This window comes from Pseudomonas juntendi, from assembly GCF_009932375.1.
GTDB classification, from domain to species: Bacteria; Pseudomonadota; Gammaproteobacteria; order Pseudomonadales; family Pseudomonadaceae; genus Aquipseudomonas; species Aquipseudomonas juntendi.
The window spans coordinates 1-5,848 of sequence record NZ_BLJG01000073.1 but is presented as its reverse complement, the minus strand read 5'-3'; the positions used below and the strand labels follow the sequence as shown (position 1 = coordinate 5,848).

Below are 5,848 nucleotides of genomic sequence, written 5' to 3'. Positions count from 1 at the left end.
GCAGCGAGGGCTTCACTGCTGGGTGGGGGCGCGCTGTCCGCTGCTGCCTTGTTGGGTAACGGGCTGTAGAACGACTTGTAGTTGAAGTTGAGTGTCAGGAAAAACAGCGCGGTCAGGAAGAACGGAAAGCCCACCAGGAACCAGGTATAGAGCTTCTGGCTGGACTCGCTGAGAAAGGGCAGTGTGGCCAGGGCGGAGGCTTCGATGATCCCGGCGAAGATGGCAATGATCGTCAGCGGGGCGACAGGTTGTGCTTGGGTCATGGTGGCTGCCTCCAGCGGTTTTGCCCATCTTTGCCTTACTGCGCCGGGCAACTAAAGACTGGACTGCTTCCCGGTGCGCGACAACGGGCAAAGTCCCTGATCCACGCTTCACGCCGAAGTCGGGAAGGGGTGTTTAAGCCCATGACAGTCTGTGCTCAAAGTGCAACTGGCCACCGGGTACACGCCTGTAATCGGTAATAAGGAATTTGTTTGTTACAACCATAGTCGCGATGTGTAGGAAGTTTCCGCAACTATTGTAGGTTTTGTCTGCACATGAGTTTCGTCGGCAAATCGCCGCGCCATCGGTCGTTCTGTCAGTTATCTTGGCGTGCCAAAGCCACAACAGTGAATGAATGGATGTCGCATGAATAAAGTGCTTATCGTTGATGATCATCCGGTCATACGCCTTGCCGTGCGCATGCTGATGGAGCGGCATGGGTATGACGTCGTGGGGGAGACCGACAATGGGGTGGCTGCATTGCAGCTGACGCGGCAACACCTGCCGGACATCGTGGTGCTGGATATCGGTATTCCGAAGCTGGATGGCCTGGAGGTGATTGCCCGCATGGCCAGCTTCAGCCCAGGCAGCAAGGTGCTGGTACTGACGTCGCAGGCACCCGGCAATTTTTCGATGCGCTGCATGCAGGCGGGGGCGGCGGGTTATGTATGCAAGCAACAGGAACTTACCGAACTGTTGAGCGCAATCAAGGCAGTGCTCTCGGGCTACAGCTACTTCCCCAACCAGGCCCTGCACGCGGCCCGGGGCAGGGGCACGGGCAGCGAGGTGGACATGGTCAACCGCCTCTCGGCCCGGGAAATGACCGTGTTGCAACAGTTAGCGCGCGGCCGTTCGAACAAGGAAATTGCCGACAGCATGTACCTGAGCAACAAGACGGTCAGTACCTACAAGTCACGCCTGCTACTCAAGCTCAATGCACGGTCGCTGGTAGACCTGATCGAGTTGGCGCAACGGCAAGGCCTGAGCTGAGCACAGGCCATGAAGCCTCCGGGCAGGAGGCTTTGCCAAGGTAGGGCTACAGGTCGTAATCGAAATCGGCCAGTTGTTTCTGCAGGCGCCGTTCTTCGAGCAAGTTGTCGATGGTGCGGCGTTTGCTGAGGTTGGTTTTTGCAGATTCCACCGGGGGCTCCGCGTCATCTTCTACGGCAACAAAATCATCTTCGATCGACAGGTCGTCTTTATCGGTACTCATGAGTCGCTCCAAGCCAAGGGGCCGTTGGCCGACCTTATAACCAGAAAGCAGGCGCTGGTAAAAAAGATTTTTTCAATCGCCTGCAGTGGTTTTCAGCTATCCGCTCAATCGTCAGAAGTTTTGTGCTTGTACTCGCACAGGTCTTCAATCCTGCAGCTGCCGCATCTTGGCTTGCGTGCCTGGCAAACATAGCGGCCATGGAGAATCAGCCAGTGGTGGGCGTCCAGCAGGTAGTCCTTGGGTACGAACTTGACCAGTTTCTTTTCCACTTCCAGCACAGTCTTGCCCGGCGCTATGCCCGTGCGATTGCTGACCCTGAAAATATGCGTATCGACGGCCATGGTCGGCTGGCGGAACGCCGTGTTCAGCACCACGTTCGCCGTCTTGCGGCCGACACCTGGCAGTGCCTCCAGCGCTTCACGGGTTTGGGGTACCTGGCTACCGTGACGCTCGATCAGTAAGCGGCAGGCTTCGATGACGTTCTTGGCCTTGCTGTTGTACAGCCCGATGGTCTTTATGTATTCGCTGAGGCCTTCGACGCCCAGGGCATAGATGGCCTCGGGGGTGTTGGCGACGGGGAACAGGCGCGCCGTAGCCTTGTTGACGCCGACGTCGGTCGATTGCGCGGACAGTGTCACTGCCACCAGCAATTCAAATGGCGTGGTGTAGGCCAGTTCGGTTTTCGGGTCAGGGTTGTCTTCATGCAGCCTGCGAAAAATCTCCAGGCGTTTGGCGGCGTTCATGAATCAGAGCTTTCCTTGATGGCGCGCACAGGCCGGGATTGCCCCGGCCCGCCGCAGAAGCCAACGGGGCTGCCAGGCAGCCCCCACGGTCAATTACTTGATGCGCTGGCCTGGCTTGGCGCCGCTGTCCGGGCTCAGCAGGTAGATCTCTTCACCACCAGGGCCTGCCGCCATGACCATCCCCTCGGACACGCCAAAGCGCATTTTCCGCGGTTTCAGGTTGGCGACCATCATGGTCAGGCGGCCTTCGAGCTTGGACGGGTCCGGGTACGCCGACTTGATGCCGGAGAACACATTGCGGCGTTCGTCCCCGATGTCCAGGGTCAGCTGCAGCAGCTTGTCAGCCCCCGCCACGGCTTCGGCCTTGACGATCAGTGCCACACGCAGGTCCACGGCGGCAAAGGTGTCGAACTCGATTTCTGCCGACAGCGGGTCCTTGGCCAGCTCGCCGTTGCCTGCCGGGGCCTTGGGTTCGGCGGCCAGCAGGTCTTCCTTGCTGGCGGCGACCATGGCTTCGACCTTGGCCAGCTCGATACGGCTCATCAGTGCCTTGAACGGGTTCAGCGTGTGGTTTTCCAGGCGCGACAGGTGGTCGTCCCAGGTCAGCGGGGCCACGTTGAGGAAGGCCTCGGCGTCGGCAGCCAGCAGCGGCAGTACCGGCTTGAGGAAAATCACCAACTGGCGGAACAGGTTGATGCCCTGGGCGCAGATCGCCTGCACTTCGTCCTGCTTGCCCTCCTGCTTGGCCAGGGACCACGGCGCCTTGTCGGCGATCCAGGCATTGGCACGGTCGGCCAGCGCCATGATTTCGCGCATGGCGCGGCCGAAATCGCGGCCTTCGTAGGCCTCGGCAATGGACGGGGCGGCAGCCAGGAAGGCTTCGGTCAGTTCAGGCGCGGCATCACCGCCAACCATCACGCCCTGGTTACCCTTGTGGATGAAGCCGGCACAGCGGCTGGCGATGTTGACCACCTTGCCAACCAGGTCAGAATTGACCTTCTGCACGAAGTCTTCCAGGTTCAGGTCTAGGTCGTCGACGCCGCGGCCCAGCTTGGCGGCGTAGTAATAGCGCAGGTACTCTGGCTGCAGGTGGTCGAGGTAGGTACGGGCCTTGATGAACGTACCCCGCGACTTCGACATCTTGGCGCCGTTGACGGTCAGGTAACCGTGCACGTTGACGGCGGTCGGCTTGCGGAAGCCCGCGCCTTCAAGCATGGCTGGCCAGAACAGGGCGTGGAAGTTGACGATGTCCTTGCCGATGAAATGGTACAGCTCGGCTTTGGAGCCCTCGCGCCAGAACGCATCGAAGTCCAGTTCCGGGCGGCGCGCGCAAAGGTTCTTGAAGCTGGCCATGTAGCCGATAGGCGCATCGAGCCATACATAGAAGTATTTGCCCGGCTCACCCGGAATTTCGAAACCGAAGTACGGCGCGTCACGGGAGATGTCCCATTCCTGCAGGCCGGAGTCCAGCCATTCGGCCAGCTTGTTGGCGACCGCGTCCTGCAGCGTGCCGCTGCGGGTCCACTGTTGCAGCATGGCCTGGAAGTCGGGCAGCTTGAAGAAAAAGTGCTGCGAATCGCGCAATACCGGGGTGGCCCCGGAAATGGCCGACTTGGGGTTCTTCAGTTCGGTCGGTGCGTAGGTGGCGCCGCATTTCTCGCAGTTGTCGCCGTACTGGTCTTCGGCCGCGCACTTCGGGCAGGTGCCCTTGATGAAGCGGTCGGCCAGGAACATGCCCTTTTCCGGGTCGAAGTACTGCGTCACCGAACGGGTGGCAATGTGCCCGGCCTCACGCAGGCGCGTGTAGATGAGGCTCGACAGCTCACGGTTTTCTTCGCTGTGGGTGGAGTGGAAGTTGTCGAAGTCCACCAGGAAGTCGGCGAAGTCGCTGCTGTGTTCGGCCTGGACGTTGGCAATCAGCTGTTCCGGGGTGATGCCTTCCTTTTCCGCGCGCAGCATGATGGCCGAGCCGTGAGCGTCGTCGGCGCAGACGTAAATGCACTGGTTCCCGCGCAGCTTCTGGAAGCGTACCCACATATCCGTCTGGATGTACTCCAGCATATGGCCAAGGTGGATCGATCCATTGGCATAGGGCAGGGCGCTGGTGACGAGAATCTGGCGTGGCTCGGACATGGTGGCTCGGCTACTTATCTGGCTCGGGGTAAAAATGAGGGTGATCGGCCACTATAAAGGGCTGGCGAAGATATTTCACCCCGCAAGCGCATCTGCCGATGATTGACGGGTTAGGATAGGCGCCTGTTTTACATTCAGTTTGCCAATGGGAGTCTCCATGAGTGCCGTCACCCGTGCCGCCATCGAAGGCGTGCTTCGCCAGTACACCGACCCCTACCTGAACCAGGACCCGGTCAGCGCCGGTTGCGTGCGCGCCATCGATATCCAGGGCGGGCACGTCAGCGTGCAGTTGCAGTTGGGCTATGCCGCCGGGCTGTTCAAGAACGGCTGGGCCCAGGTGCTGCAGACCGCCATCGGCAACCTCGAGGGCGTCAGCGGCGCCCAGGTGTCGATCGACTGCGTGGTTGCCGCGCACAAGGCCCAGGCCCAGGTGCCGGCCATGGCCAACGTCAAGAACATCATCGCCGTGGCCTCGGGCAAGGGCGGCGTGGGCAAGTCGACCACCGCCGCCAACCTGGCCCTGGCGCTGGCCCGCGAGGGTGCCCGGGTGGGTATTCTGGATGCCGACATCTATGGCCCCAGCCAGGGCGTTATGTTCGGTATCGCCGAAGGCACCCGCCCGCAGATTCGCGAACAGAAGTGGTTTGTGCCGATCAAGGCGCATGGCGTGGAAGTGATGTCCATGGCGTTCCTGACCGACGACAACACGCCGATGGTCTGGCGTGGCCCGATGGTCTCGGGTGCGCTGCTGCAGTTGGTGACCCAGACCGCGTGGGACGACCTGGACTACCTGGTGATCGACATGCCCCCGGGCACCGGTGACATCCAGCTGACCCTGGCCCAGAAGGTGCCGGTGGCCGGGTCGGTGATCGTTACCACACCACAGGACCTGGCCTTGCTCGATGCCCGCAAGGGCGTGGAAATGTTCCGTAAGGTCAACATCCCGGTACTGGGCGTGGTCGAGAACATGGCCGTGCACATCTGTTCCAACTGCGGCCATGCCGAGCACCTGTTCGGCGAAGGCGGTGGCGAGAAACTGGCCAGCCAGTATGGCGTCGATCTGCTGGCCTCGCTGCCACTGTCGATGGTCATCCGCGAGCAGGCCGACAACGGCAAGCCGACCGCCATTGCCGAGCCGGAAAGCCAGATTGCCATGGTCTACCAGGAACTGGCGCGCCAGGTAGGGGCGCGGATCGTGCTGCAGGAAGCTGCAGCGCCGGCGATGCCGAGCATCACCATCAGCGAAGATTGACCTGAGAGCGAGCCCGAGCGTTCGCAGAGGCCATCGGCATCAAAGCCAAAACCGATGCTATCGATGCCGAAGTGTTGGCCCATTACGCTGAAGTCATTCCAGATCAGCCCACCCTGCGGATCAGTCCGGAGCGTGCGCTTCTTAGGGAGTTGCTGCAGCAACGTGATCGACTGGTTCAGCAGCGCGATGATGACCTGAGGCGCTTGAGCTAGGCGCAGTCCACCGTTGGACTCGAAGATCACACGG

At 60.9% G+C, this 5,848-nt stretch carries 5 protein-coding genes and 2 pseudogenes; 3 read left to right on the top strand and 4 right to left on the bottom strand.

Translation table 11 applies throughout. The features are described 5' to 3' along the window. Positions 1-263 (bottom strand): annotated as a pseudogene (locus GYA94_RS10925) (hypothetical protein); the annotation flags it as partial. A gap of 364 nt (positions 264-627) precedes the next feature. Here GYA94_RS10925 and GYA94_RS10920 point away from each other — a divergent pair. Beyond that, complete coding sequence (locus tag GYA94_RS10920) at positions 628-1,251, top strand: response regulator transcription factor (RefSeq protein ID WP_009684566.1); 624 nt, start codon at positions 628-630, stop codon at positions 1,249-1,251. Positions 1,252-1,297: 46 nt separating this feature from the next. Here GYA94_RS10920 and GYA94_RS27665 read toward each other — a convergent pair whose 3' ends face one another. The 3 genes from GYA94_RS27665 to metG all read right to left on the bottom strand — a co-directional run bounded on the left by GYA94_RS27665 (position 1,298) and on the right by metG (position 4,350). After that, positions 1,298-1,474, bottom strand: coding sequence for a PA3496 family putative envelope integrity protein (locus GYA94_RS27665; RefSeq protein ID WP_009684567.1), 177 nt, complete (start codon positions 1,472-1,474; stop codon positions 1,298-1,300). 104 nt (positions 1,475-1,578) lie between these two features. Next, positions 1,579-2,217, bottom strand: a complete 639-nt coding sequence (gene nth, locus GYA94_RS10915) for an endonuclease III (RefSeq protein ID WP_009684568.1) — start codon at positions 2,215-2,217, stop codon at positions 1,579-1,581. 93 nt (positions 2,218-2,310) lie between these two features. After that, entirely contained in the window at positions 2,311-4,350 is a 2,040-nt protein-coding gene (gene metG / locus GYA94_RS10910; protein WP_110679152.1) for a methionine--tRNA ligase, read from the bottom strand. 157 nt (positions 4,351-4,507) lie between these two features. Between metG and apbC the strand changes: the two genes are divergently transcribed. After that, entirely contained in the window at positions 4,508-5,602 is a 1,095-nt protein-coding gene (apbC, locus tag GYA94_RS10905; RefSeq protein WP_009684570.1) for an iron-sulfur cluster carrier protein ApbC, read from the top strand. 8 nt (positions 5,603-5,610) lie between these two features. Beyond that, positions 5,611-5,808 (top strand): annotated as a pseudogene (locus GYA94_RS28565) (IS110 family transposase); the annotation flags it as partial. Positions 5,809-5,848: the final 40 nt, after the last annotated feature.

What these genes read in the sequence shown, in the direction of transcription:
- GYA94_RS10920 (WP_009684566.1), top strand. Translation starts at nt 628, where the DNA reads ATGAATAAAGTGCTTATCGTTGATGATCATCCGGTCATACGCCTTGCC.
- GYA94_RS27665 (WP_009684567.1), bottom strand. Translation starts at nt 1,474, where the DNA reads ATGAGTACCGATAAAGACGACCTGTCGATCGAAGATGATTTTGTTGCC.
- nth (WP_009684568.1), bottom strand. Translation starts at nt 2,217, where the DNA reads ATGAACGCCGCCAAACGCCTGGAGATTTTTCGCAGGCTGCATGAAGAC.
- metG (WP_110679152.1), bottom strand. Translation starts at nt 4,350, where the DNA reads ATGTCCGAGCCACGCCAGATTCTCGTCACCAGCGCCCTGCCCTATGCC.
- apbC (WP_009684570.1), top strand. Translation starts at nt 4,508, where the DNA reads ATGAGTGCCGTCACCCGTGCCGCCATCGAAGGCGTGCTTCGCCAGTAC.